At 48.9% G+C, this 25,401-nt stretch carries 28 protein-coding genes and 1 pseudogene; 23 read left to right on the plus strand and 6 right to left on the minus strand.

The annotated features are described in order from the left end of the window. Nucleotides 1–134: 134 nt before the first annotated feature. The 5 genes from BLS44_RS11595 to BLS44_RS11615 all read left to right on the plus strand — a co-directional run bounded on the left by BLS44_RS11595 (nt 135) and on the right by BLS44_RS11615 (nt 4,821). Complete coding sequence (locus BLS44_RS11595) at nt 135–488, plus strand: hypothetical protein (RefSeq protein ID WP_090390214.1); 354 nt, start codon at nt 135–137, stop codon at nt 486–488. Between the two features lie 176 nt (nt 489–664). Beyond that, a complete protein-coding gene (locus tag BLS44_RS11600; protein ID WP_090390215.1) occupies nt 665–1,492 on the plus strand; it encodes a hypothetical protein in 828 nt (275 codons plus the stop codon). 23 nt (nt 1,493–1,515) lie between these two features. Next, nucleotides 1,516–2,541 carry a helix-hairpin-helix domain-containing protein gene (locus BLS44_RS11605; RefSeq protein ID WP_090390216.1) on the plus strand — a complete coding sequence of 342 codons (1,026 nt, stop codon included), beginning with the start codon at nt 1,516–1,518 and terminating at the stop codon, nt 2,539–2,541. 101 nt (nt 2,542–2,642) lie between these two features. Continuing rightward, a complete protein-coding gene (locus tag BLS44_RS11610; protein WP_090390217.1) occupies nt 2,643–3,974 on the plus strand; it encodes a L,D-transpeptidase family protein in 1,332 nt (443 codons plus the stop codon). A gap of 175 nt (nt 3,975–4,149) precedes the next feature. After that, on the plus strand, nt 4,150–4,821 hold the full coding sequence (locus tag BLS44_RS11615; protein WP_090390218.1) for a BON domain-containing protein: 672 nt from the start codon (nt 4,150–4,152) through the stop codon (nt 4,819–4,821). Between the two features lie 291 nt (nt 4,822–5,112). Here BLS44_RS11615 and BLS44_RS27140 read toward each other — a convergent pair. Continuing rightward, nucleotides 5,113–5,331, minus strand: a pseudogene (locus BLS44_RS27140) (dodecin family protein). Nucleotides 5,332–5,377: 46 nt separating this feature from the next. Next, entirely contained in the window at nt 5,378–5,569 is a 192-nt protein-coding gene (locus BLS44_RS11625; protein ID WP_090390219.1) for a YtxH domain-containing protein, read from the minus strand. 238 nt (nt 5,570–5,807) lie between these two features. Here BLS44_RS11625 and BLS44_RS11630 point away from each other — a divergent pair, with 238 nt between their 5' ends. Next, nucleotides 5,808–6,989, plus strand: a complete 1,182-nt coding sequence (locus BLS44_RS11630; protein ID WP_176954394.1) for a phospholipase D-like domain-containing protein — start codon at nt 5,808–5,810, stop codon at nt 6,987–6,989. Between the two features lie 303 nt (nt 6,990–7,292). Here the strand turns inward: BLS44_RS11630 and BLS44_RS11635 are convergent, their stop codons facing one another. Continuing rightward, a complete protein-coding gene (locus BLS44_RS11635; protein WP_090390221.1) occupies nt 7,293–7,562 on the minus strand; it encodes a hypothetical protein in 270 nt (89 codons plus the stop codon). Nucleotides 7,563–7,592: 30 nt separating this feature from the next. On the opposite strand from BLS44_RS11635, the gene BLS44_RS26530 reads away from it, so the two are divergent. The 5 genes from BLS44_RS26530 to ligD all read left to right on the plus strand — a co-directional run bounded on the left by BLS44_RS26530 (nt 7,593) and on the right by ligD (nt 12,105). Beyond that, nucleotides 7,593–7,754: a hypothetical protein gene (locus BLS44_RS26530; protein ID WP_176954395.1), complete on the plus strand. Its 162-nt coding sequence runs from the start codon at nt 7,593–7,595 to the stop codon at nt 7,752–7,754. A gap of 210 nt (nt 7,755–7,964) precedes the next feature. Then, nucleotides 7,965–8,735, plus strand: coding sequence for an MlaE family ABC transporter permease (locus tag BLS44_RS11645; protein ID WP_090390223.1), 771 nt, complete (start codon nt 7,965–7,967; stop codon nt 8,733–8,735). A 13-nt stretch (nt 8,736–8,748) separates the two neighbouring features. After that, nucleotides 8,749–9,516, plus strand: a complete 768-nt coding sequence (locus tag BLS44_RS11650) for an ABC transporter ATP-binding protein (RefSeq protein WP_090390224.1) — start codon at nt 8,749–8,751, stop codon at nt 9,514–9,516. A 5-nt stretch (nt 9,517–9,521) separates the two neighbouring features. Further along, entirely contained in the window at nt 9,522–10,502 is a 981-nt protein-coding gene (locus BLS44_RS11655) for an MlaD family protein (protein WP_090390225.1), read from the plus strand. Between the two features lie 580 nt (nt 10,503–11,082). Beyond that, nucleotides 11,083–12,105, plus strand: a complete 1,023-nt coding sequence (ligD, locus tag BLS44_RS11660; protein WP_090390226.1) for a non-homologous end-joining DNA ligase — start codon at nt 11,083–11,085, stop codon at nt 12,103–12,105. 58 nt (nt 12,106–12,163) lie between these two features. On the opposite strand, the gene BLS44_RS11665 is transcribed toward ligD, so the two are convergent. Both BLS44_RS11665 and BLS44_RS11670 read right to left on the minus strand, forming a co-directional pair. Continuing rightward, the gene (locus BLS44_RS11665; RefSeq protein ID WP_176954396.1) at nt 12,164–13,177 is read right to left on the minus strand and encodes a lysylphosphatidylglycerol synthase transmembrane domain-containing protein; all 1,014 of its coding nucleotides are present in this window, start codon (nt 13,175–13,177) and stop codon (nt 12,164–12,166) included. Between the two features lie 115 nt (nt 13,178–13,292). Continuing rightward, the gene (locus BLS44_RS11670) at nt 13,293–14,045 is read right to left on the minus strand and encodes a porin family protein (RefSeq protein WP_090390228.1); all 753 of its coding nucleotides are present in this window, start codon (nt 14,043–14,045) and stop codon (nt 13,293–13,295) included. 541 nt (nt 14,046–14,586) lie between these two features. Between BLS44_RS11670 and BLS44_RS11675 the strand changes: the two genes are divergently transcribed. From BLS44_RS11675 to BLS44_RS11715, 9 genes are all read left to right on the plus strand, one after another. Then, nucleotides 14,587–15,381, plus strand: a complete 795-nt coding sequence (locus BLS44_RS11675; RefSeq protein WP_090390229.1) for a sulfite exporter TauE/SafE family protein — start codon at nt 14,587–14,589, stop codon at nt 15,379–15,381. A gap of 117 nt (nt 15,382–15,498) precedes the next feature. Next, the gene (locus tag BLS44_RS11680; protein ID WP_090390230.1) at nt 15,499–16,917 is read left to right on the plus strand and encodes an MBL fold metallo-hydrolase; all 1,419 of its coding nucleotides are present in this window, start codon (nt 15,499–15,501) and stop codon (nt 16,915–16,917) included. A gap of 11 nt (nt 16,918–16,928) precedes the next feature. Further along, complete coding sequence (locus tag BLS44_RS11685; RefSeq protein ID WP_090390231.1) at nt 16,929–17,246, plus strand: rhodanese-like domain-containing protein; 318 nt, start codon at nt 16,929–16,931, stop codon at nt 17,244–17,246. A 6-nt stretch (nt 17,247–17,252) separates the two neighbouring features. Further along, a complete protein-coding gene (locus BLS44_RS11690; protein WP_090390322.1) occupies nt 17,253–17,462 on the plus strand; it encodes a YgaP family membrane protein in 210 nt (69 codons plus the stop codon). Continuing rightward, complete coding sequence (locus BLS44_RS11695) at nt 17,459–17,692, plus strand: hypothetical protein (RefSeq protein ID WP_143019743.1); 234 nt, start codon at nt 17,459–17,461, stop codon at nt 17,690–17,692. The genes BLS44_RS11690 and BLS44_RS11695 overlap by 4 nt, the downstream gene beginning before the upstream one ends. Next, nucleotides 17,676–17,900 carry a DUF6132 family protein gene (locus tag BLS44_RS11700; RefSeq protein ID WP_090390233.1) on the plus strand — a complete coding sequence of 75 codons (225 nt, stop codon included), beginning with the start codon at nt 17,676–17,678 and terminating at the stop codon, nt 17,898–17,900. The genes BLS44_RS11695 and BLS44_RS11700 overlap by 17 nt, the downstream gene beginning before the upstream one ends. After that, nucleotides 17,878–18,171 (plus strand): thioredoxin, encoded by a 294-nt coding sequence (gene trxA / locus BLS44_RS11705; RefSeq protein WP_090390234.1) that lies wholly within the window; start codon nt 17,878–17,880, stop codon nt 18,169–18,171. Before BLS44_RS11700 ends, trxA begins: the two co-directional genes overlap by 23 nt. Before the next feature lie 6 nt (nt 18,172–18,177). Continuing rightward, a complete protein-coding gene (locus BLS44_RS11710; RefSeq protein WP_090390235.1) occupies nt 18,178–18,741 on the plus strand; it encodes a YeeE/YedE family protein in 564 nt (187 codons plus the stop codon). Nucleotides 18,742–18,756: 15 nt separating this feature from the next. Beyond that, complete coding sequence (locus BLS44_RS11715) at nt 18,757–19,281, plus strand: DUF6691 family protein (RefSeq protein WP_090390236.1); 525 nt, start codon at nt 18,757–18,759, stop codon at nt 19,279–19,281. Here the strand turns inward: BLS44_RS11715 and BLS44_RS27145 are convergent. Continuing rightward, nucleotides 19,278–19,541, minus strand: a complete 264-nt coding sequence (locus tag BLS44_RS27145) for a phosphoketolase family protein (protein ID WP_090390237.1) — start codon at nt 19,539–19,541, stop codon at nt 19,278–19,280. The genes BLS44_RS11715 and BLS44_RS27145 overlap by 4 nt on opposite strands. Before the next feature lie 609 nt (nt 19,542–20,150). On the opposite strand from BLS44_RS27145, the gene BLS44_RS11725 reads away from it, so the two are divergent. The 3 genes from BLS44_RS11725 (at nt 20,151) to BLS44_RS11735 (ending at nt 25,387) form a co-directional block, all read left to right on the plus strand. After that, complete coding sequence (locus BLS44_RS11725) at nt 20,151–20,726, plus strand: RNA polymerase sigma factor (protein WP_176954397.1); 576 nt, start codon at nt 20,151–20,153, stop codon at nt 20,724–20,726. 84 nt (nt 20,727–20,810) lie between these two features. Continuing rightward, a complete protein-coding gene (locus BLS44_RS11730; RefSeq protein ID WP_143019744.1) occupies nt 20,811–21,872 on the plus strand; it encodes a FecR family protein in 1,062 nt (353 codons plus the stop codon). Nucleotides 21,873–22,075: 203 nt separating this feature from the next. Beyond that, entirely contained in the window at nt 22,076–25,387 is a 3,312-nt protein-coding gene (locus BLS44_RS11735; RefSeq protein WP_176954398.1) for a TonB-dependent receptor, read from the plus strand. Nucleotides 25,388–25,401 lie beyond the last annotated feature (14 nt).

A 25,401-nucleotide genomic window follows, 5' to 3' on the forward strand; every position in this document is an offset into this window, starting at 1 on the left:
ATTGCAGTCATGCCTGTTTGGTGATGGCTGATAAAAAGCTTTCCCATTTAATGAGTATCATCGGCCGGGTTGACGGCTGTCATAGATAAGCAAAAGAACACGGCCGTAGTTTTGAATGATGAACGGGGAGCGTTATGATAAAGATCTTATTTGCAGCTGACGGCATCAATATGGAGCAAGAGGCGTTTTCGTTTATCCGGGAATTGAACCGGGAAACGCCTGTATATCTGTATGGGGTCTTTTTACCAAAGCGCTCATTGCGTTATTGGTTACTGCGGGCAGGTTCTCTCTTCTTGTTACCTCCATACGATGACCGAACGCAGCAACAGCTGATAGTCGCCCCAGCCCGGTTCGCAGCGTTATATAATAAGTACCGGAATAAGCACTCCTCCTGTTGGGGAAGAGGAGAAACGCCCGTGTTGAAGCTAAAAAAAGAAAGCCGGTATGCGGATCTGCTGGTGATCGGTTATGCGGTGCTGCCTGTTTAAGGCGGTACGGCGCTGCGGAATGGGCTGAATAGATAGCCGGCCAGCGGGGAGCGATCATTATTGAGGGCGGTCGTGGGTGTCGCAACTGGTAAAAAAAGCTTTGTAGCAGCAATATTAAAAAAACAGGCAACAGCCGTTGTTTGTTGCCCATCGTTAACGATAAAAAATGTAAACTAATGGAAAATCTGCTCCTGCTCATTAATGATATTGCATTCAATAACAGTTCAGCGGAATTTGCCTGCTATCTGGCGGCAATGACCCGGTCCCGCCTTCAGGGGGTTTTACTGGCGGGGGGGCGGGAGGCGCTGTGCGCAAAAAGAACGGCTAACCTGGAAGTTTATGCACCGGCCGCGCCGGACAAAAAGTCGGTATTGAATCCCCGAGCAGGCATCCGGGATGATATCCGTCAATTCAGGGAGGTATGCGGGAAGGAACGGGTCTCCGGTACCGTAAACTGTCTGAAAGGAGATTCCCTGCGGGAGGCGGTATCGGCCAGCCGTTTCGCAGATCTGATGGTGGTAGATGCAGCGATTTCACCGGATGCGGATGATAATGCATACCTCGGGCCGTTTGTCTGGGCATTGCTCCAGGCTGCAGAATGCCCGTTGGTGATCGTCTCCGGCCCGGCCTCGGAAATTGATGAAATAGTACTGACTTACGACGGCTCCGCTTCCGCCTTATTTGCCTTCAGGCGATTTGCCCGGTTGTTCCCTTGCTTTGAACATAAGCCGGTGGTGGTGGTTGCTGCAGACCGCTTTCCGGACTGCAGGCACGAGCGATTAATTGAGGAGCAATTGAAACCATATTATACACAGATGCATTTTGAGGCCTTATATGCCAGGGATTTCGGCAGTGCGCTATTTGATTTTTACCAGAGACGGAACAATTGTTTTATCGTAATGGGGGCATCCGGAAGAACGGATTTTTCGAGGCTGGTGCCAGGCGGTGGAATGCATTTGAATGGAGGCGCTATCGGACATCCCGTTTTTATTTCCCACTTCTGAAAGGCGAATGCCTGATTTTTTTTATGAGACAGGTTCCGGAATACAAGAATAATGACGCGATCGCCTGTATATTCCGGCAGATAGCCCGCTGTTACCGGTACCTGGGAGGCGAAGGATTCCGGGTGGCGGCTTATCAGGGCGCTGCCGAAATGCTTCTGAATATGCGCGAAGATATTGCCGTCTACGCTTCTGATATAAAGCGTTTGGAAGCACTTGATCATATCGGCGAACGTATGGCCATGAAAATAACAGAATACCTGCAGACCGGAAAAATTGCAGTTTTCAGCCATTTGAAAAAACAGGTGCCGTATGGGTTACTGGAATTGATGGATATCAGCGGTTTTGGGCCTGCAACATTAAGAATACTTTATGACCGCCTGGGTATAAAAAACGAGGACGAGCTTGTGGAGGCACTCAATGATCATCGGCTGGACGGTGTAAAAGGGATTGGTAAGCGAAGAGTAGAGAACATGAAAGTGCTGCTGGCGGTAACAAGAAGAGGGCAGCCGGTTTCGTTGACCGATGCCCGGAGGATCGGTACCGCCCTGGTTGGCCTGTTAACGAAAATACCAGGCGTTCAGCGCGCCGAGCTTTGTGGCAGTATCCGTAGGAAAAAACCTTTGGTTGGAGATATTGACATACTGGTTCTCGCCGAGCCGGAAGCCCGCCGGGCCATTGTGCAAACTTTCATAGCTTCCCGGCATGTGCTGCGGGTGTTGGTCAGCGGCGTTAATAAAGCCAGCGTTTTACTCCGGTGCCGGCATATCCAGGTAGATATCCGGCTCATGCATTCCCGCGAATATGGTGCGGCGTTGCTTTATATGACGGGCTCCCGCGGGCATACCGTCCATCTGCGGATGATCGCTAAAGAAAAGGGTTATATGATGAATGAATATGGCCTTTTTGAACGGGCAACGCACCGGAAAATAGCAGGATCAACGGAGAAAGAAATGTACCGGGCATTGGGACTGAAGTATATCCCCCCCGAACTGCGTTTGAACAATGGTGAAATAGAATCGGCAGGTTTAAGCCGGGCAATGCATATGTGAGCGGGAGCCGCTGGTTTACGGGAGGGCATTAAGGCCCCGGAGCGGTAAGCGGTGAATAAGATTTATTGAAACCTGTTTTGGGTGGCTTTTAAAAGAAAAATATGTACATCAGGCAAACATCCGGGAAGTATCATTCTGCCATAGCAGGTGCGATTATGATCGCAGTTTTCCTGTTGCTTGGCACAGTAGCGGCCGCTGCACAGGCACTGCAGCGCCGCATTAACAGGCCGCTGGCAAACCCTTCGCTGGTGGATGCGTTTTACCGTCAGCGCCAAGGGCATTTATTCTGGTTGGATTCTACCGCCGCCGCTGACGATACCCCGCAGCAGGAACTGGTGCGGATCATTAAAGAAGAGGCGCCGCTCCAGGGCCTGGATGCGCTAAAGTACCTGTCGATGCTGCCGGCTGTTACCGGCGATCCCGAACCGGGAGAACGCCTGGTGTACGACCGCAGGTTCACCGACGCGGCGCTGGCCTATTTTGGCGATCTCTGCGCAGGAGATCCCAGGTCGCGCACACGGGTAGGGAGTGATGAGATCAGCGGGAAATACGAGGAGATTGATCGCCGGCATATCATCAGTCTTTTGAACGGGATAAACAACAGCATGCTGCTGCGCGCCACGGTAGCGGAGCTGGAACCGTCACAGCCGCTTTACCGGGCCTTAAAAGAGGAATTACAGAAACAACTGGAGCTGGGCGACCGGGAAAAGATCGCTTCGCTGATGATCAGTCTCAATAATTACCGCTGGTTTTTTCATTTCGGGTTTAAGCATTTTGTAGTGGTTAATATTGCTGCTGCCGAGTTGAATTATTTTGAGCAGGACTCGGTAAAATTGAATATGCGGATCGTGGCGGGAAAGCCCTCCACAATGACGCCCCGCTTTGTGACATACTGCGACCAGGTCATCCTTTATCCTTACTGGAATGTGCCCCGGAGTATCGCTGTTAATGAAATTCTTCCCTTTTGCAAAAAGAGCCTGGTGGTGCTGGATATCCTGAGGATGCAGGTGATCAGCAGCAAAGGAGTGGTCGTTGACCCGAAGCAGTTGGACTGGAAGAAGTTCACGGCAAAGAATTTTCCATATCGTTTTCGTCAGTCAACCGGCTGCGATAATGCCCTTGGAGTAATAAAGTTCAACCTGAGCAGTCCTTATAGCGTATACCTGCATGATACCAACCTGAAATCGGACTTTGAAGCAGCGAAAAGATACTTCAGCCATGGTTGTATCCGCATCCAGAAACCGCTTGAGCTGGCAAATGAGTTGCTGGATGAAAAACTCGATGAGCAGTTTTTAACAGCCAGCATCAGGGGACAGCAGCCTATCCCTAAAAGAATAGCAAAGCCCGTTCCGGTCTTTGTGCTGTACATGACGGCAGACGCCACGGTGGCCGGCGCGGTACGTTATTTTCAGGATGTATATGATTTGCTATAGCGCACCCTGGATCCTTCCTGTATTTTACAGGCTCAATGCCGGTGGCTTTTTAATGATAAGCCTCAAACCGGCCGGTGATGTCAGTCATTGAAACGGGCAGGGGATGAAGATAAATTTACGATTGAAATTACGCGTTGGTTTCACAACTTTATTTACAAACATTAAAACGAAAATTATGAAAAGTGACATTCAGATTCAAAAGGACGTAATGGAAGAATTGAATTGGGACCCCGTTTTGAGCGCCGCGGAAATAGGGGTAGCGGTAAAAGATGGAGTGGTAACGCTTGGCGGACAGGTGGGCGCCTATTCTCAGAAAATTGCGGCGGAAAAAGATGCAAAGAGGGTTTCGGGCGTAAAAGCCGTAGCAGAAGATATCCAGGTAGGTATTTCTCCTGCATATCGTAAAACAGATGCAGAAATCGCAGAAGCGGTATTGAACGCCCTGAAATGGCATTCGGCTGTGCAGGAAGAAAAGATCAAAATTAAAGTGGAGGATGGCCTGGTACAGCTTGACGGGGAAGTGGAATGGGAATACCAGCGTAATAATGCCAAGGCGGCCATACAAAATTTGGCCGGAGTACGCAGCGTGCTGAATTTGATCACCGTAAAACCCCGGGTAACCACTTCAGGCGTTCAGCAAAAGATACGGGACGCATTTGAACGCAGCGCAACGGTGGATGCAGAACGCATCGGTATTGATGTTTCCGGCAGTAAGGTAACATTGCATGGGAAAGTCCGTTCATTTGCAGAAAAGGAAGATGCAGAGCAGGCAGCATGGAATGCTCCGGGCGTATCCAGTGTGGAAAATGAACTGGAAATAGACCTGGTGGAATTTGCCTTTGATTAAAACGGCATGCGGAGGCCGGTTTATGGCTGATCCGCAACGGCCACTAACCCGCCAGCTATCCGGGCAGGTTTCAAACGAAACCTGCCATTTTTTAGCCATCTGCTGCAATGAGCAGCGGCGTATGTCAGCATAAGAAAACAGGCAGGTCCGGAAGCATCCACATATGTGTGGCAAGGGGATAATATACAAACCTCCCTCACCCCGGGGGAAGCTCCGCAGGTAAGAGAGGTTCTGGATGTGCATGATCGCAGATATACGCCTGTAAGCCTGCGTTGTGCAGCACCGGGAAGGTCAGGTTGCTAAGCCTTTAGATTCAATTTCGAAGCTAAGCTTGGCAACAATACGATACTCCGAGATTTTATTATTTTTTACAACCGCACTGTGATCTTTAACATATACAGAGCGAATATTTTTGACGGTTCGGGATGCCTAATGAACGGCTTGTAAGGCGGCATCTTCCCAGCTTTTGGAGGAGCTGGCCATTAGCTCCAGTACTTTTATAATCGCCATAAAAAAGATTGAGATGAAAGAAGTCTGATCAGGACCATGGCCGCATTCAGGCCGGTTCCTGCTTTGTTACTTTTGTATTCCCAAATGTATTGTTGTTCCTGGCGTTCTTTTTTTTGCACGCAGCCATTATCTTTTTCCTGATATCGCTGCCTTTTTCCGGAGCAAATAAGCTGCCCAACGTTGCACCCGCGGCCAGACCGGCGGCGACCGCTGTCAATGTTTTACTAAAATGATTCATGATTTTCTTTTTATTGTTAATAATCGCTAAGGTAACCTGATCAGCGACGGATAAAAATGATACGACTCAACAGGCAGAATGATGCCGGTCAATTTAACGGGAAGGTGCAGTACGAGCCGGGCACCCGGAGCCTGGTCACTGCAATGCAGGAATTTTAGCAGTCATCAAGCGGGATGATCAGGGTCATTGACTACACCGGATATTTCGGGTAATTTGATTTTTAATAATGAGTTCTTTTATGTCTATTCATAAAAACAGGAAAAATACGTACGGGCCGCAGGCTGCACTGCTGCTTGTTAGAGGAGGTATTGAGTATTTTAACTTATTGCGTGACCTGATCCTCACAGCCGAACAATGCATCCATATTCAGATGTATATTTTCCGCTATGATAATACCGGCAGGATGGTTATAGCGTGGCTGCGCCAGGCTTCAGCAAAAGGAGTACGCGTTTACCTGCTGGTGGATGGGTATGCCACACATTTGTCAGCTGATTTATTAGCGGGCATTAAAGATGCCGGTGTGGAGCTGAAACGCTTTGAACCCCTGTTTAAAAACGGAGGCTTCTATTTTGGCAGGAGGCTGCATCACAAGATCGTGGTGGCCGATGGCTGTAAGGCGCTGGTGGGCAGCAATAATATTGACGATGACTACTATGGCCGCCCGGATCATCCTGCATGGCTGGATATGGCGTTGTTTGTGGAGGGAACAGCAGCAGGAGCGCTGGAGCAGGTATGTATACAGTTGTGGAATAAGGAAGCTGCCCGTAACCGGAAGTTAGATATGTCTGCAAAGATGCCGGTAACCCCCGGAAAAAAGCCCGGGGGTATTTCGGTAGGGATACGCCGGAATGATTGGGTACACAACCGGAGTGAGATCTGGAAAAGTTATTTCAACCTGCTGAGCAAGGCGCGGGAGGATGTTTATCTTGTAAGCAGTTATTTCCTCCCCGGAAAACGGTTGCGGCGGCAGATGAAGCTGGCGGCCCGGAGAGGCGTAAAGATCCGGGTCGTTACTGCGGGATTATCGGATGTATTGATCGCCAAGCAGGCAGAACGGTACCTGTATCCCTGGCTATTGCGCAATCGTATAGCGGTATATGAGTATCGCGACAGCGTTCTGCATGCAAAAATGGGGCTCAGGGATGGCCGTTGGCTCACCCTCGGCTCCTTCAATATAAACAATATCAGTACTTACGCCGGCATTGAGCTGAACCTCGACGTGCGCAACCGCCCTTTTGTTCGTCAGGTAAAGCAGGAGCTGGACCAATTGATCGCTGTTCATTGTACAGTGGTAAGCCAGGACTACAGCCGCTCCCAGGGGCTGTTTGTAAGGTTTATTCAGCGACTTTCTTACAACGTTATTCGGATCATCCTTTATGTGTGTACGTTCTATTTTAAACAGGAACATTTTAACCAGTAGGATAAGCAGGTTTCAATAAAAAAGGTAGCGAATCGCCATACCCTGGTGAATGATAAATATCCGGTAGGGTGCTCGCTCCGGGATGTTTCGGGCCGCTAAACAGTTATCATACCTCCTTGGGATTTTTGTATTTTAGTCGCTATCTGGGCCTGCCGGTGTTTCAAGGTTAAGCAATGCGTTGTTGCTCACTTCCGTATATCGTATCTGGCCGCCCAGGTAGCCTGTCCATGAAGCCGGGCCGGCACAAATAAGAGATATGGTCATAACGATATGTGAAAGCGCCTTTGCCAGTTTTGGCGGTTTTCAGGTTGAATAGATCGCGATAAGGGCGGCTATGCCCGGGACGATGACCGCAACTACAGTGATTGTTGCAAACTCTTCGTGTTCTTCGATCCTGTTCCGGGCAATCTCCCGGATCTGCTTAACTGTTGCTTCTGCCGCTTCGCCCGTTGCAAAAGCTATGATACCGCCGGTGGCTGCGATCAGCAGTACTGCGTATGCGGTCAGTTTTGTATGAAAACGTCCTGTATATATTCCATATAAAAGGATCAACAAGCCAGTACCGGATGCCAATATAGGCAAATGTGTTATTAATAAATGTAAATGTGTAAGATCCATGACTTTTTGTATGAAATTAACAATGCCGTTGCATTGGATAAATGGCTTTGCCCCATGATACTGCTGTTTGAGATCATCAATCTGTTGCCAGATACTAAGGGATCCGTCGGGATGTTTGCTGCGCTCAGGCGCTCCAATAGCGCCTGAGCGGGTATTGCCATTAAGGGTGCGCCTTTTTTTTCGGACACAAAGATTTCAGAACAGCCGGATTGAATAATTGCCTGGTGCAAAATGAAAACGGAAAGCACGATCAGGGGCTGGGATGATGTAGGTCATCGGTCTTTGCGCTACTATATGATAATTTTAAATATCAATGCGTGACGGATGTAACGTATGTTAAGAAGATAAGGCTGGATCATGCAGCAGGAGACTTCCATAAAACTGTTCCTCGCCGAGGCCGGCGACCTCGCCCGGTTTTCCGCGAGATTTTTCCGCGAGGCATTTCGTCCGCCCTATGAGGTGGCCGCATTTATCAGGCAGTGTTTTGTTATTGGCTACCGGTCGCTTGGCCTGGTAAGTCTTACCACCTTTATTATGGGCCTGGTCTTAACGATGCAGTTACGTCCTTCCATGGTAGCATACGGAGTGGCATCTCAGATCCCGGCGATTGTAAGTATTGCGGTAGTAAGGGAAATAGGCCCGGTGATCACTGCGCTGATCTTTGCGGGGAAGATCGGCAGCAGCATTGGTGCAGAACTGGGCTCTATGAAAGTAACAGAACAGATCGATGCTATGGAAGTAAGTGGTACAAACCCATTCCGCTATTTAGCTGTTACCCGCATTCTGGCAGCTACCCTGATGCTGCCGGTACTGGTGTTGCTGGGTGATGCCATTGCTCTTTACGGCGCTTATCTGGGCGTTAATATCCGTGGCATTACCAGCTTTAACCTGTTCTGGTCGCAAGTTTTTGACAACCTTTCATTTAGTGATGTGCTGCCCGCTTTTATCAAAAGCTATTTTTTTGGATTTGCGGTGGGCACAGTTGGTTGCTATAAGGGATACAGCAGTCGCAAGGGTACGGAGGGGGTCGGGCGTTCCGCCAATTCGGCGGTGGTGGTGGCTTCCGTAGTGATTTTTATTATCGACCTGCTGACCGTTCAAATTGCGGAGGCCATCGGTATTAACTAAAAACAGCAGGTACATGAACATTGATATCTCAACAGGGAAAGATCGGGCAGCTGCACCGCCGGTATTGAGGATCGCGCATCTATATAAGTCTTTTGGTGCGCATCATGTACTGGTCGATTTCAACCTGGAGTTGCAAAAAGGAGAAAGTGTGGTGGTCCTGGGAAGGTCCGGATCGGGGAAGTCAGTTCTGATCAAATGTATAATAGGTTTGCTGAAACCGGATCAGGGTACCATTATGGTTTTGGGAGTACGGGTGCAGGACGCCAAAGGCGAAAGCCTGGATCAGCTGCGGGCAAAAGTGGGCTTCCTGTTCCAGAGCAATGCGCTCTATGATTCAATGACCGTGCGTGAAAACCTGGAGTTTCCGCTGCGCCGGCACTGGATGCGCCTGTCTCGTGAGCAGGTCAATGAGAGGGTGCTGGAAGCATTGAATGATGTGGGCCTGGCGCATACCATCGAAATGATGCCGGAAGAACTATCCGGGGGAATGCGCAAGCGGATTGCGCTGGCCCGTACATTGATCCTGAAACCGGAGCTGATCCTTTACGATGAGCCCACAACAGGCCTGGATCCCATAACCGGGAAGGAAATTATCCGGTTAATGACAGATATGCAGCAGAAATACAATACCACCTCCCTGATTATTTCGCATGATATGAATTGCGTAAAGATCGCGGGAAAAAGAATTGTGATACTGATCGACGGGAAATGTTATGCAGACGGAAGTTATGAAACTTTTTGCCGGAGCAGCGATGCCCGGGTTAAACAATTTTTTGAATAGATCATATGGCAACCCGGATTTCTGATAATATAAGATTAGGAACCTTTGTACTGGGAGGCCTGTTTGTGCTGGTCTTGCTACTGTATATGATCGGCAGGAATGAGCATCTTTTCGGTACCACCTATGTGCTGAAGGCGCGGTTTCACAACGCACAGGGGCTTGTTAAAGGAAATAATGTCCGTTTCTCAGGTATACAGGTTGGCACAGTTAGAAAGATTACAATAGAGGAAAGTACACAGATCGAAGTAACGATGTCGATCGACAAAAAAATGCGGCGGGTGATCCGCAAAGATGCTGTTGTTTCTATTGGTACGGACGGCCTTGTAGGTGATAAGGTGGTGGATATTACGCCGGTTTCGCTGATCTGTAGCCTTGCCCGGGATGGGGATACATTGACGACAAAGCCCGTTGTCAGCCTGGCTGCGCTGCTGGATACCCTGGATCATTCAGGCAGGGATATTTCCGTGATTGCTTCTGAGCTGAAAATGACCGTGCAGCGGGTTAACAGGAGCGCCATCTGGTCCCTGCTGGATGATTCTACGGTTCCTGCAGATATAAAAGTAACGCTGTCTAATATCCGGCAGGCCAGCGGCCGGGCATCGGTGATGGCCGGCGGGCTGGACCGGCTTGTGCAAGATATGCGCGCTGGCCGGGGCGCTGCCGGGATATTATTGGCAGATACGGTACTGGCAGGCGATATCCGCCAGGCAGGCAAAAGGATCCGGTTGGCCGGTGAAACCGCCGATTCACTGATCGGCACACTTAAAAATGTGGCAGGGGATGTACAGGCAGGCGTGGCAAAGAACAATGGAGTAGTGCATGCACTGCTTTATGATACGGCGATCATAGAAAAATTGAATACCAGCCTGGATCATATCCAGAAAGGAACGGAGGGGTTCAGTCAAAGTATGGAAGCATTGAAGCACAGTTTTCTGCTGCGGGGGTATTTCAGGAAGCAGGAGAAACAAAAGAAAAAAAATAAATAAAGGACGGGGAGGTACCTGTCGGAACGCAGGATCATATGCTGCTTTCCATGACTTTTTCCATGTAGGATACGGCTTCCTCATCACTTACCCTGGCAAAATTCTCATAAGAGGTGCCCACACCGGGGAATATTTCGGGAAGCTACCGGCACAGCAACAATGATCTTACGGGGATTGCCGGAGCCCGGCAGCTGCCTGCAATGCAGACGCGGCTCCGGTGCTGGTGCCAAAATAGCCGGCGCAAAGGTGTCGGGCTACAGGAAGCTTTTCCAGCCACTCCGTAGCAACCGCCAATCGCCGGGAAAGTAATGGGATGTTGAAACGATTGTAATATTTCCTGTCTTCGCGGGGTGTGAGGAGATCAAAGTACAGGGCGGCCACATTGCTTTTATGGAAGCCGGCGGCCGCCGGCTGATTGCGCTTGCTATGACGGCTGCTGCCGCTGCCATGGGAGAATATGACCAGGGTAGCAGCTCCGGGGGAGTGAACAGCTCTCCACTGAGCATTGCCCCGTCCGCCGGGATCGCTATGATATTGCGTTATTGAGCGCCGGCTATACTTTTTTTAAAACAACCAGGAATATATGCCAAAACAAAAAACAGCGGCTGTACCGGAACGGGTAGCGCCCATGCTTTGCAAATTAGTGAAAGAAGTGCCGGTGTTAAAAGACTATTTGTTTGAAGTTAAATGGGATGGCTACCGCATGATCGCCTATGTACAGGATGGTAACGTACGCATGGAGTCCAGAAGCGGGCTTGACTATACGGCAAGATACCCCGAGATCGAAAAAGCGCTGAAAAGCCTGCAACGGAACGTGATCATCGATGGAGAGGTAGTGGTTTTTAATAAGGCGGGCCGGCCCGATTTTGATGCGTTGCAACATTATAATGGGAACCATACACCGATCCGTTACTGTGTCTTTGATCTGCTCTGGCTGGATGGTCAAAACCTGGAGCAACGTCCGCTTACCGAAAGAAAAACATTGCTGAAAAAGCTTGTTAGTAAAAGGCCTGTTTTCAGGTACAGCGAAAGTTTTGATGACGGGGCTGTTTTATATGAACAGATGCGGTCCCTGGACCTGGAAGGTGTGATAGCCAAGCGGAAGGAGAGTGTTTACCGGGAAGGTATGCGTGGTGCCGAGTGGCTGAAGATCCCGACCAGGAAGCGGCAGGAGTTCGTCATAGGGGGATGGGCCGAATCTGCCAGGGCGCGCTGCTTTAAAAGCCTTCTTTTTGGCGCTTACGATCATGGAATGTTTATATGGATCGGCCGCAGCGGTGGCGGCTACAAAGAAAAGGAGATGCCCGGGATTTTAAAAAAACTGAAAGCGCTGGAGATCAGCGATCCCCCCTTTATGAACCCCGTCCTCGACGCTAAAGGTGCGGTACTGCATTATGTGCGCCCTGAGCTTGTTGCCAATTTTGAATTTGCTGCCTGGACAAAAACAGGAAGGATCCGGAAACCTGCTATATTCCTGGGTTTCCGGAATGATAAAAGGCCGGAGGATGTGGTAAGGGAACTACCGGAAAGTGCCGGTACCATTCAACAGGAACTGAAGAAGGCGGAAACGGACCGCTCAAAACGCATCGCCGGTATGGGATATTGATCCCTGCCGGGGATACAGGCGGGCTGCCGGTTGCTGCATTTTACTGTACCTGTGGCGATTATTCGCGGCGCATTTTCTTATACACAAAGAAGCCGATGATCATGGGCAGCCAGAATGATAATGCACGGTATAAAAGGGTGATCACGAGCGCCTGGTTGAAAGGTACGCCCAGCCTTGAAAAAAAATAGGTCATACTGCTTTCGTACAGGATAAGCCCACCCGGAGCTACCGGTAACAGCGAAATGATGCGGGTGAGCAGAAAACCGGCAGATACTGTAAGCATATGTACAGGCGTACCAAAGCCACGGAACAGTGCCAGGATGGTAAAAGTGTCCGAAAGAAAGATCAGCACCTGCAGCCCGATGGCCCTGTACGCCGCACCCGGGTGTTCTTTAAAGAATGCTATAGGCCGTACCACGGGCCCGTTTGCAGCGGAGAATGTCTGCAGCATATTGCCCGGTTTCGCAAATAATTTAGCGGATGACAGCTTCTTTTTTAAAGCGCTGATCACGCGTTTGTTGGCAAGCAGGTTTATTCCCATGCCCAATAAAAAATAAACCATAAAACCGATACCTAACAGGAGGTATAGCAAGCGGGGCATATATGACCATAGCAGGCTAAACGCTGCTGTCAGGATGATGACGAGTTCGATGGCTGCGTAAAAACTCAGAAGCTCAACCGCTACAAGTGCAACGATATTATTGACCGCAACTTTATACTTATGCAGGTATTGAAACAGAAATGTATTTCCACTGATGCCGGCACTTGGTATGGTCTGATTGAAGAACAAAGTGATAAAGCTTATCTTGAAGAGCTTCCAAACGGTCTGACGGATGTGGATATGAAATCCTGTCAGCAACTGTTGATAAACGACCGCTCCGAAGAAATAGGTGCCGATCTGTCCCAATACGGCCAGCAACAGCCAGCCGGGATTGATTTCCCGGAAAAGCCGGATATCTGTTTTGATTTCGCCAAAGTAGTAAACGGCAAACAGGGAAATCAGCATTGCCAGCCCATAGAAAATGAGATTTCCTTTTGAAAATAAGGTCTTTTTATCCGGTTCTTCAGTCATCGCATTGAAATCATTTAAATTGAAGCCCTGTATCATAAAAAGCAGTTGCCCGTTAGATCGCAGTTGTGTTCGATTGTTAATGCGTTGCGGATTGCCGGCTTGATTCTTTCCAGGGTCATAGCTCATACTGGTACCCAAGACTTATTACTGCAGCACCCGTTCTGTTTCTTCCGTTGGCGCTGTTTTTCTGGATGACGATGATGCCGTAATTACCGCCTACTTCAAGAAAAATGCTGCCGGAAATGATTTTACGTCCTAAACCCATGTGCCCGGTAATACCGGTATTAAAGCGGTGCAGGTCGTTGGCAATATTGTCTTCATTGTTGAACGACCGGGGCTGCGGATCAAGCGGCTGCGTTTTGTTTTCGTCAGGATAGATAATGCTGGATCCGCTTGTCCTGTTTTTTGCGCCTAAAAGATAACTGGCAAAGGGCCCCGCAGCTATATATACATCCCATTTCTTTTGGGGATTCAGATGGTATTTGACAAGGACCGGCAACAGGAAATATGCCAGTTTGGTTTCGCTTGTATAGTCGGCATACAGGTAGGCCGGCGCTTCCCCGGGGGGAAACAGGGGAGCCATCTCCCCGGGCACCGGAAACGCCTGCAGCCCGTTCTTTCTCCCGCCCTGAAGGGAGTACTCCAGTTGCGGCTGGATCGAGAAGCTCCTGCTGAACTTATATTCGGCATGCAGGGCAGCGTCCTGGTAGGCTTGTGACCTGTATCCGGAACTTAAAGGATTGTCTGAGCCCGCTGCATGTAAACTGGGAATGCTGACGCCTGGTTTGAAGGCAATTTCAATATTTCGCTGGGCGCGGGAAAAGCCGGCGATGGAAATAACGATTATGATAAGGATATACTTTTTCATTTTGTTTCAGTTTTTAACAGCAGTGTCTGGTTTGATTACCGCGTATGGGCCGGAACTTCTTATCAGGCTTTATAAAATTATCACCATCACCGAAGCATTTTTAATGATGCAGGTCACCATGAGGTATGATGTCCGTTAGATCGTATTGCCCGGTAGCCTGGCCGGGTTTTCATACCTTCGGGGAGTGAGCGCATTACGATCATCCGGCGAAAAAAACTGATTGCCAGACTGATCAAAAACTGTTCTTGGTAACGCATCCCGGTACTTTGATATTTGCTTTTCTCAGGACTTGAAAAAAAGAGGGTTCCTGCCTTTGAAACATGTACCGTCCTGCTAAAAAGATGTATTAACGGCTATCCGGCAGCATCCCCGGACCTACAGGCGAGCGGGGTATTGTTTGTGTAGTGGTTCCCGGGCTTTTAAAACCGTCGGAAGTGTGGGGTACGGTTAGGCGGGCCCGAACAAAATTATGCTTGTGTAACCAAAGTAGCTGTACAGGTTTGGGAATAGTTGCAGATTTGCTGCATCAATTTTAATGATAATGGTTATTGCAGGTTATCTGGCATCGGTTCTTATCGGCATTTCCCTGGGGCTCATCGGCGGAGGTGGCAGCATCCTTACGGTTCCCGTATTGGTATACCTGTTTGGGATCGACCCGGTATCGGCTACTGCTGATTCCCTTTTTATTGTAGGGGTTACCAGTGCCGTAGGATCGGTGGCCTATCTGAAAAAGGGATTGGTGCATGTCCGTACCGCCGTTATTTTTGGCATCCCGTCCATTGGCGCCGTTTTTTTAACAAGAGCTTATATCCTTCCTTTTATCCCCGAAACGGTGTTCAGCATAGCAGGCATTGCCGTTACAAAGGGGGCATTGTTAATGTTGCTTTTTGCAGTACTGATGCTCCTGGCTTCTTACAGCATGATAAGAGGAGAACGAAAGCCGGCATGCTCCCCTGTGCTGCGGCAGCATCCCCGGTACCTGCCATTGATAATGCAGGGGGCTTTTATCGGGCTTATTACCGGGCTGGTGGGGGCAGGTGGTGGTTTCCTGATCATTCCCGCGTTGGTAAACCTGCAAAAATTACCGGTAAAGACCGCCATCGGTACATCGCTGGTCATTATTTCGGTTAATTCATTATTGGGATTTTTCTTTTCCTTAACCCATAACGCCGTACAGTGGGGACTGTTGGGTGTTATTGCTTTTATTGCGATAGCGGGCATCCTGGTCGGTAGCTATTTTTCGGGAAAGGTGAATGGAAAAATACTGAAACCCGCTTTTGGCTGGTTTGTGCTGGTAATGGGCATTTATATCCTGGTGAAGGAGCTCGTCAGGTAGCCGCGATGCATGCGTGATTGAAAATATTTCTCCCTGTGTAACAAAAGTAGCTGTATAAAAGCCTTCATAGCAGGAAATTCGCTGTATCAAAAAATAATAGTATTAAAATAAAATAGCATGTTCTTTCAACACATTTACGATCAAAACCTGGCACAGGGCAGTTACCTGGTCGGTTGCCAGGCAACCGGAGAAGCGATGGTAATAGACGCCAGGAGGGATACCGATATTTACCTGGAGCTTGCGGCAGCAAACGGTCTCCGCATCACGCATATAGCAGAAACGCATATTCATGCCGACTTTCTTTGCGGTTCCAGGGAGCTTGCCGCTGTTACAGGAGCAACGATGTACCTCTCGGACGAAGGAGGTAAAGACTGGCAGTACCAATTTCCACACCAGGGACTAAAGGACGGCGACCGCATCAGGGTCGGCAACCTGAGTTTTGAAGTCATGCACACACCGGGGCACACACCTGAGAGTATCAGTTTCCTGCTGACGGACCACCCGGCCACGGATAAGCCGGTCATGCTGTTTACCGGTGATTTTGTATTTGTAGGAGATGTTGGCCGCCCCGATCTTTTGGAAAAAGCAGCAGGGATCATGGGCACAAAAGAGGCAGGCGCCCGGCAGCTGTTCCAGTCGCTTAAAAAGTTTGCGGCGCTTCCTGATTATGTACAGGTATGGTCGGCACATGGCGCCGGTTCGGCCTGTGGAAAAGCCCTGGGTGCGGTACACAGCAGTACCGTAGGGTATGAAAAGATCCGCAACTGGGCATTTCAATACGGAGCGGACGAGCCGGCATTTACGGAGTATCTTTTATCGGGTCAACCCGAGCCGCCCGCCTATTTTGCAATGATGAAACGGCTGAACAAGGAGCCGCGCCCCCTGCTGATAGCGGTTCCGCAGCATACCCGGTTATCCAAAGAACAATTCATGACGGCTTACAACAAAGGTATGCGGGTGATCGATACCCGCAGTAAGGCAGATTTTGCAAAAGGGTTTATACCGGGAAGCCTGAACATCCAGGGCAATCATTCTTTTTCCACCTGGTGCGGCTGGTTGCTGAATTACCAGGAACAGTTCATGCTTATTGCCGATGGCCATCAAATGGAGGACCTGACGCGTAAGCTGATGCGGATCGGCCTGGATAATATATACGGCTATATTTCAGATATAGAAGACCTGGGGACCCAACTGCAGGCGGCGGATCTTATTGCTCTTGACGCATTTAAAACTGCTGTTGGCAATGCGGAGGTACAGATCGTGGATGTGCGGGGCGCGGCTGAATATGAAGCGGGGCATATAGCAGGAGCTTCCCATGTTTTTGTGGGAACGCTTGAAAAAAACCTGGATAAGATCCGTAAGGACAAACCGGTAATCATTCATTGCCAGGCCGGTGACCGTTCCACCATTGCCTGTTCCATACTTGCAAAAAACGGGTTTAAAAATATAAAGAATTTCCCGGGCGGAATGAAAGAATGGCTAAGCGCCGGGGGCAAGGTTGTTACCGGCAATGCGGTATCGCAGGATAACATTTAAAATAAATAATTATGGGACTTTTTTCGTCGTTGTTTGGAAAAAAAGACGCAACTCAATTAGCAGCTGTGATAGCGGCGGGGGCCTTCCTGGTAGATGTACGGACCCCCGAAGAATTTTTAGCCGGCAGTGTAAAAGGTGCGGTGAATATTCCGCTGGATCAGCTGCAGGGAAGATTAGCGGCATTCAAAAACAAGAACGCCATTGTCGTATTCTGCAGAAGCGGTGGCCGCAGCAGTATGGCAAAACGGCTATTGACACAAAATGGTTTTGATAATGTGATCAATGGAGGCAGCTGGCAACAGGTAAACAGGATTCGGTCTCAAAAATAGATGCGTATGAAAAAGAATATAGGAACAACAGACAAAGCCCTGCGCCTGCTTGTGGCCGTGGCCATTTTGGGCGCCTGTCTGGCAAACCGGATCCAGGGTATAACCGCGGTGATCCTGGGGATACTGGCCGGCATCCTGTTGCTTACTTCCGTTGCAGGCATTTGCCCGCTTTACCGGTTATTCGGTATCAACACTATAAAAAAAAGAAGAACATGAAAATATCAGCATCAAGTTGGAGCAGGATACGTTTATTGCGGTTAGTGGCCGGACTGTTGATCATTTTGGCAGCGATCCAAACAAAAGAATGGCTGCTGATGACCGGAGGTGTGGTGCTTTCGGCAATGGCGCTGCTGAATACAGGCTGCTGTAGCACTTCCTCCTGTAACAGGCCTGCCCCGCAAAATAATAAACAGACCGATGCTGTCAGCTATGAAGAAGTTCACTAAAAGCCACCTGCTGGTACTGGCTGGTGTGATCGCCGGTGCCATTGCAGGATATTGCTACTGGAAGTTCACCGGCTGCCGTTCAGGGAGCTGCGCGATCACTTCAAAACCGCTGAACAGTACGATCTACGGTGCGGTTATGGGCGGACTTTTATTTTCAATATTTAAAAAGAAGGAGGAATCATCACATGACATTCCAGGAAATGATTAACGGCGACAAGCCGGTGCTGGTAGATTTTTTTGCAGCATGGTGCGGGCCCTGTAAAATGATGACGCCGGTGCTGGAAGCATTGAAGCAACGCATCGGGGACCGTGCACGCATTATTAAAATTGATGTAGACAAAAACCCGCAGGCCACCGTTGCTTTCGGGGTTCAGGGGGTACCTGCCTTTATCCTGTTTAAAGGCGGAGCAGTACGGTGGCGTCAGTCCGGTGTGTTACCGGCAGGTGAACTGGAGCGATTGATCAACGAAAACCAATAATACAACATGATAGAATTGATAAAACAGCCCTGGCCCTGGTATGTGGCAGGCCCGCTGATCGGTCTGACCGTTCCGGTACTTTTAATAGCCGGTAATAAATCCTTCGGCATCAGTTCCTCACTGCGGCATATCTGCGCCTCCTGTGTGCCTGCCAATATCCCGTTCTTTCAATATGACTGGAGAAAGGAAGCCTGGAATCTCTTTTTTGTATTGGGCATCTTTTTAGGGGGTGGCATGGCCCTGTACCTGTTATCGGCGCCCCATTCCATCGAAGTGCATCCCGCGCTCCTGCAGGAGCTGGCTGGTTATGGCATCACAGGTACGGATCACCTGGTACCCGGTGCCCTTATCAGCTGGCAGTCGCTGTTTACTTTAAGAGGATTTATCGTAATGACAGGCGGGGGCTTTTTAGTAGGTTTTGGAGCAAGGTATGCCGGCGGTTGTACCAGCGGGCATGCTATAACGGGGTTGTCGAACCGGCAATTACCCTCGTTGATCGCCACTATTTTCTTTATGGCAGGTGGTTTCATTATGGCGAACCTTATCCTGCCGTTCATTCTCAAACTTTAAATAAAACAGTGATATATGCAGGAGCAGGGGCAATATAAAATACACGAGGCGGCCGTAACGGACAGGGATCCCGGAACACGCTCGTTAGACGCGATCTGTATCAATGAAAGCCGGCTGGAGCACAGGTGGTATCACAGCCTCAAGTACCTGGCTGTCGGGGTGTTGTTTGGTATACTCATGGTGAAAGCCGAAGTGGTCAGCTGGTTTCGTATACAGGAGATGTTCCGGTTGCAGTCATTCCATATGTATGGCATCATCGGGAGTGCTGTGGCAACCGGTATGCTTTCGGTTTGGCTGATTAAAAAATTCAGGATAAAAACCATTTATGGTGAGCCGGTGATGCTTTCATCCAAAACCTTCAACAAAGGGCAGGTTTATGGCGGGCTGATCTTCGGTTTGGGATGGGCCATGACCGGCGCCTGCCCGGGGCCGCTTTTTGCACAGATCGGAACCGGCAGCAGCGTGGTGGTAGTTACGCTTTTGAGCGCCGTAGCAGGGACCTGGGTTTATGGCTGGCTGAGAAAAAAACTGCCGCATTAGCCGCCCGGCTGCCTTCGTAGCCGGCAACGGCCAGGGTTCATAAAAACGGTTGCCGGAGCTCCTGTGAATATTCCGTTTCCGGTTTTTGATTCCCGGAAGCCCATGGGCCTCCGGTACCTGCTTATATGGTTCCGCACCGTCAGGTTAAACGGGGTAGTAATTGCTCCTTGCTTCATACACCCCATAAGTGGAAGCAGGGAATTGGGAAGCCCGTAAAAAAGGTTATGGATGATCCGGTCATAACCCTGAAAGACAGGTATACGGTCGCCATCATAGTAGAGAAACCAGTGTGTTGTTTATTCCTTAAGCCATACGGGTGATATAGTTCCGGGGACAAAGCCATCCGATAGCCCATGCATCTGGATAATAAAAATGCAGTTCCCGCTCCTGTTGAACAAGGCATCTGCCAGTACTTTTGCCGCATCTGCATACCCCGTGCTCAATAACCCATGAAATATACGGTTGTTATACTGATCAAAGGTCTATCGCATCTTCCGCTGTACCGGCGTTGTACGTCTTAAACCCTGATCTGCCACCCTGTAAAATGATTTTCATCAAGCCTGGTTCAAGCTGGTTAAAGTAGGACCTTTATAAAGCGCTTACACCGGAGATATACCCGGTGAACGCAGGATTCCCAAACGGGGCACCGGGCTTTTTTCATTACGGATGAAGGGGCGTATTGTTGAATCCTGACCCCTGGGCAATGCTGTTGCTTTGGGGATCTGATCAATGATCCTTTGCATCATACAGGTTGCCTGCAAATGAAACGTATCTTCATTTTTCAATATCATTTTTATTTTTGCCGGCGGATAAATATTGTCTATGTTTATCCCCGGATTTTTTTTGTCAGTAAATTTCATTTTGCATCATTGGATTTCGAGTCGATCCTATACCGGATTTCGGAAAGCGACGAAGCGGCTTTCGGGGAGTTGTTTGGGAAATTTTTTCCAGGCATGCTTTCTTATGCCACGTCTTTTCTAAAAGACCAGCAGCTTGCGGAAGAAGTGGTGGAGGATGTTTTTGTAAAATTTTGGGAGAACAGGAAAACGGCCCGGGAGATCCGTAAAGTACCCTTTTACCTCTACAGGGCGGTGCGCTATGCTTCAATTGATGCGATGGAAAGGAATAAAAAATTCAAAAGCCTTTCTTTTGAAGAGATCGGGGAAGCCTTTACATTTTCCTACCTGCCCCAGGCCAATTCCCTGATAAATAAAGAAAATTGTCTGAAGATCTCGGATGCCATCAGCCAGCTGCCCGCCCGGTGCCGGCTTATATTCCGCCTGGTTAAAGAAGAAGGGATGAAGTATAAGGAAGTTGCGCAGTTGCTGGATCTTTCAGAAAAAACTGTTGAGAACCAGATGAATATCGCCATAAAAAAACTGGTTGATACGCTGAAGACAGACTTTCCGGAATTCTCGGCCTATTTCTTTCCCAGGAAAAATTAACCGGTTTTTATTAAAAAAAAGTTGAACAGCTTTTGGGGGTTAGGGATCAAAAAAACGACTTTATTAACAAGGAATATTGCTTATATGAGCTACAATCGGTTTTTAGAGCTATTACTCAGGAAAAAATCAGGAGCATTGTCTGCTGAAGAACAGGAGGAATTAAATGGGTTCCTGGGCAATAATCCCAACTACCAGGAACTGTCCGGTATGGTTGAGCAGCTGTATGAAACACCCTTAAAAGAAATCAGGGAAGTTGATAGAACGTATTTGCGGAAACGCTGGGACTCGCTCAAACAGAGAACCGCTCAATTGCCGGCTGGCGCCGGAAATCAGGCCCCCGCAGGTAAAACCCGCCGGATGAGGTACTATATGGCCGCGGCTTCGGTTGCCGCCCTGCTTTTGGTAGGCGCTTTTTATTTCCAGAGACGGGGTCTTACAACAACCAGGGATACTGTTGTGGCCACTAAAATGGGGTCCAAAACAAGTATGAAATTACCCGATGGAAGCCAGGTGTGGTTAAATGCGGGTAGTGAGCTTTCCTATGATAAAGATTTTGGAAAAGTAAACCGCGAAGTACATCTTTCGGGGGAGGCTTACTTTGATGTTACCCATGATGCGGAGCATCCGTTTATCGTACATACGAATAGCTTTAATATCCGGGTTTTGGGAACCGCCTTTAATGTGAAGGCCTATACATCGGATAAAGAATCGGAAGCGACCCTGGTACGGGGATCCATCGAATTGAGCATGAATAATGAGGATACCCGGAAAATACTGCTGAAGCCCAATGAAAAACTGGTTTTTAAAAAAGCGGATGACTCCCGGGAAAAGACGGTGCGGGGTGAAAGCGCTATGCCGGAGATCCGGGTTACCGGGCTGCAGACACCCTTTAAAGACTCTGTTACAGTTGAAACACAATGGCTGCATGATTGTCTTGCGTTCAGGGATCATAAGCTAAAGGACATTGCTTCAATGATATCGAGATGGTATGGGGTTACGGTGGAAATAAATGATGCGGATTTGAAAGAAAAAGAGTTTAGCGGGTTGTTCAAAGATGAGAGCGTGGAGCAGGTGTTACATGCATTGAAATTAGCCGGTGGATTTGATTATACGATCAGTAAAAATAAGATAACGATTGTTCCTTAACTTAAAAACAAGATGCAATATGAAATGAACGGTTCATAAACTTCAATAAAAAAAGGAGAATGGTACCAGCATTCTCCCGGGCTTTTAAACAAAGTTGTATTTGCGACAACACTTATTTATCCAAAAACCAATGTAAAGGTATGCAAAAAAAATGCAATTCTATTGCCCTGTTTTGCGGCAATGGAATGGTCAAATATCTGCTAATGGCGAAGCTTGCGATTATCCTTAGTTTAGTTTTTTCGTTCCAGGCATTTGCTGACAATATTTCAGCGCAGACGATCAATATCCAGCTCAAAAATGTTTCCGTTGAAGCCGCTTTAAAATCGATTGAGGCGCAGGGCTCATACCGGTTTGTATATAAAACGGAAACGCTGCCTAAAAATAAAACAGTGAGCATTTCAGCAGAAAATGCAACGCTGAATTATGTGATGGAGAAAATTCTTCAAAATACTGCTTTGTCTTATGAGTTTCTCAATAATGCGCTTGTGGTGATCGTGCCGGGCGAGGCCAGCAAAGCCAGGATCATAACGGGGAAGGTCGCGGATACGGATGGCAAACCCCTGGTAGGAGTAAGTATCCTGGAGAAAGGCACCACGAATGGTACGGCCAGCAAAGACGATGGCAGCTTCTCCCTGAATGTGAGCGCCGCCAATGCGATACTGGTGTTTAGTTCATTGGGGTACCAGGCAAAGGAACTGCAGGCAGTCAATAATATGGCGGTAGTGCTGGAAAAGACAGACGCGCAAATGGACCAGGTGGTCATCGTGGGATATGGAACACAGAAAAAGGGCAATCTTACCGGCGCCGTATCTACCATCGATTTTGATAAGCAGTCAATGAATTCGAGGGCTATTACCAATGTCTCTTCCGCCATGGCAGGCCTGGCGGCCGGTATCAGGGTACAGCAGGCAAATGGTATTCCCAGCGCCAACAATAACGCCAGCCTTAGCGTAAGAGGAGTGGGGTCATTAAATACCAGCTCGGCGCCGCTGGTGATCGTAGACGGGCAGGCCGCCGATATCAGTTCGGTGAGCCCGAATGATGTGGCATCGGTTTCCATACTAAAAGATGCGGCCTCTGCGTCCATATATGGCTCCCGGGCATCCAACGGGGTGATCCTGATTACGACCAAGACGGGAAAGGGCATGAACGGTAAGGTGAACTTTACCTATAACAACTATGTAGGATGGAAGAAGCCGACCATGCTGCCCGATTGGGCTTACAACACGCTCGATCATATGAAGCTGATCAATAGGGTACTGCTGAATGACAAACCCGATGATCCGCCACCCTACGATGAAGCAGACTTTGCCGAATGGAGCAAGGGCATTAAAGAAGACCCCATCAGCTATCCCAGCACCAACTGGTGGAAGGCCATTACGAAAAAGAATATGGTACAGGATCATAACATATCTGCCAGGGGCGGCAATGACAAGATCAATTTCTATTCGTCCATGGACTATAATATGGATGACGGAATGATCCCCAACAGTGCTTTTCGACGGGTCAGTTTCCTTAATAATCTTTCCTATAAGGTGAACGACTGGCTCCGGCTGGGGAATAATGTTACCTATATCTCCCAAAGATCAGATCCCCTGAGCAATGAGGATGATATCAACAGTATCTTTCAATGGTTCAGGGCCAGCAGTCCCTCCACCCTGGCCCAGCACCCGGATGGCCGCTACGGTGCCCCGCAACTGGCCGGTGAAGTAAGCAATAATAATCCTTTACGCACCGCAAAACAACAGCGCGGCGAAACAAAGGGCAACCGCTTCCAGGGAAAGGCCTTTGCGGTGTTCACGCCTTTAAAAGGCCTCTCTGTTACGGCCAGTTATTTTGCGACCATTTTTCAGCAATACAGCTGGGGTGGTTCGGAACCTGCGGATCTCTGGAATTTTAAAACCGGTGAGATCACCAATGATCAGTCTGCAAGTATCAGGACCTTAAGAAATAATTTTCAAAAAAATGAACGGCAGATCATTGATGTATATGCAGATTACACCCGGTCATTTGGGAAACACAACGGCCACCTGCTCCTGGGCTATAACCAGGAGTATGCAAAAAACCAGGGGTTTGGCGCCGGCCGGCAGGGATTGCTGGGCTATGAAACGCCGGTTTTTAATGCAGCCACCGGAGAGATACTGCCTCCCACCGGGAATGCCAGCGATTACGCACTGCGTTCCTATTTCGGGCGCTTCAACTATGACTTCAGCGGCAAATACCTGTTTGAGGCCAATATCCGGTATGATGGTTCCTCTAAGTTTGCGCCGGAGCGCCGGTGGGGCGTGTTCCCCTCGGCCTCTGCGGGATGGGTGATCTCGCGCGAGGACTTCTTTCAGCCTTTAACTTCCGTGTTTACCAGCTTAAAACTGCGTGCCTCTTACGGTCAGCTGGGTAATAACGGTATTGGCAATTACGACTGGCAGAACTTTTATTCCGTAGTAAAATATCCCTTTAATGAAACATCCGGATCGGCCCTGGTCTATACCGATTTTGGAAACCCGCTGATCACCTGGGAAGGTACCACGGTTACCAACCTGGGTATGGATATGCGGCTGTTTAACCGGCTGGAGCTGACCCTGGGCTATTATAATAAGCTGACTCAAAAAATCCTCGCCAAACTGCCTACACCGGCAACCACCGGTGGTATTGGCGCAGCTTTTGTAAACTCGGCAGAAGTACGCAACGCTGGTTTCGAGGCAGATGCCCGCTATACACAACAGCTGGGCAGGCTGGGTATTGCGGCCGCCGTAAATTTTGCATATAATAAAAACCGTATCCTGCACTATAAAGGCAGCTTTATTGAGCCGCATGGCCAGAATGCCGCTGCATGGACAGAAGGTTATCCCATCGGCATATTCTGGGTAAGGGAAGTAGACCATATCATCCAGACACAGCAGGAGATCGATGACCTGAAGGCTGCAGGGTATACCTTTGCCCCTGTAACGCCCGGCCCCGGAGATTTTTTGTATAAAGATGCCAATGGGGATAAACAGATCAATGATGGAGACCGTGTGCTCAAAGGCAATCCCATACCGCTTTATACCTATGGCGGCAGCCTTACCCTGGACTTTGCCGGTATCGATCTTAGCGTATACTTTGATGGCGTAGGCAAATGGGACCGGTATTTACAATCGGCCGTTTATGCGCTCAATCACAACGTAAGCAATTTTGTGTTCCCTACGGAGTATTTAAATATGTGGACGCCGGAAAATAAAAGCACTACCATCCCCAAGGTATATAGTGGCAGTACGGTAAATGACCAGGTTTCTGATTTCTACCTGCACAAGGCCGATTATCTGAAGATCCGCTCGCTGCAGCTCGGGTACTCGCTGCCCGGCCCGCTGATCAGAAAAATGGGCCTGAATAAATTAAGGTTTTTTGCAAACCTTGAAAATTATTTTACCCGGACAAAGTGGCCGAACCTTGACCCGGAAATGACCAGGTCCCAGAATGATGATGCGTCCTATCCCCTGGGAAAGACGGCTTCCGTTGGCCTCCAGGTTCGGTTTTAATTTTTATTAAACTT

The organism is Niabella drilacis (assembly GCF_900101395.1).
In the GTDB taxonomy this organism is placed as follows: Bacteria; Bacteroidota; Bacteroidia; order Chitinophagales; family Chitinophagaceae; genus Niabella; species Niabella drilacis.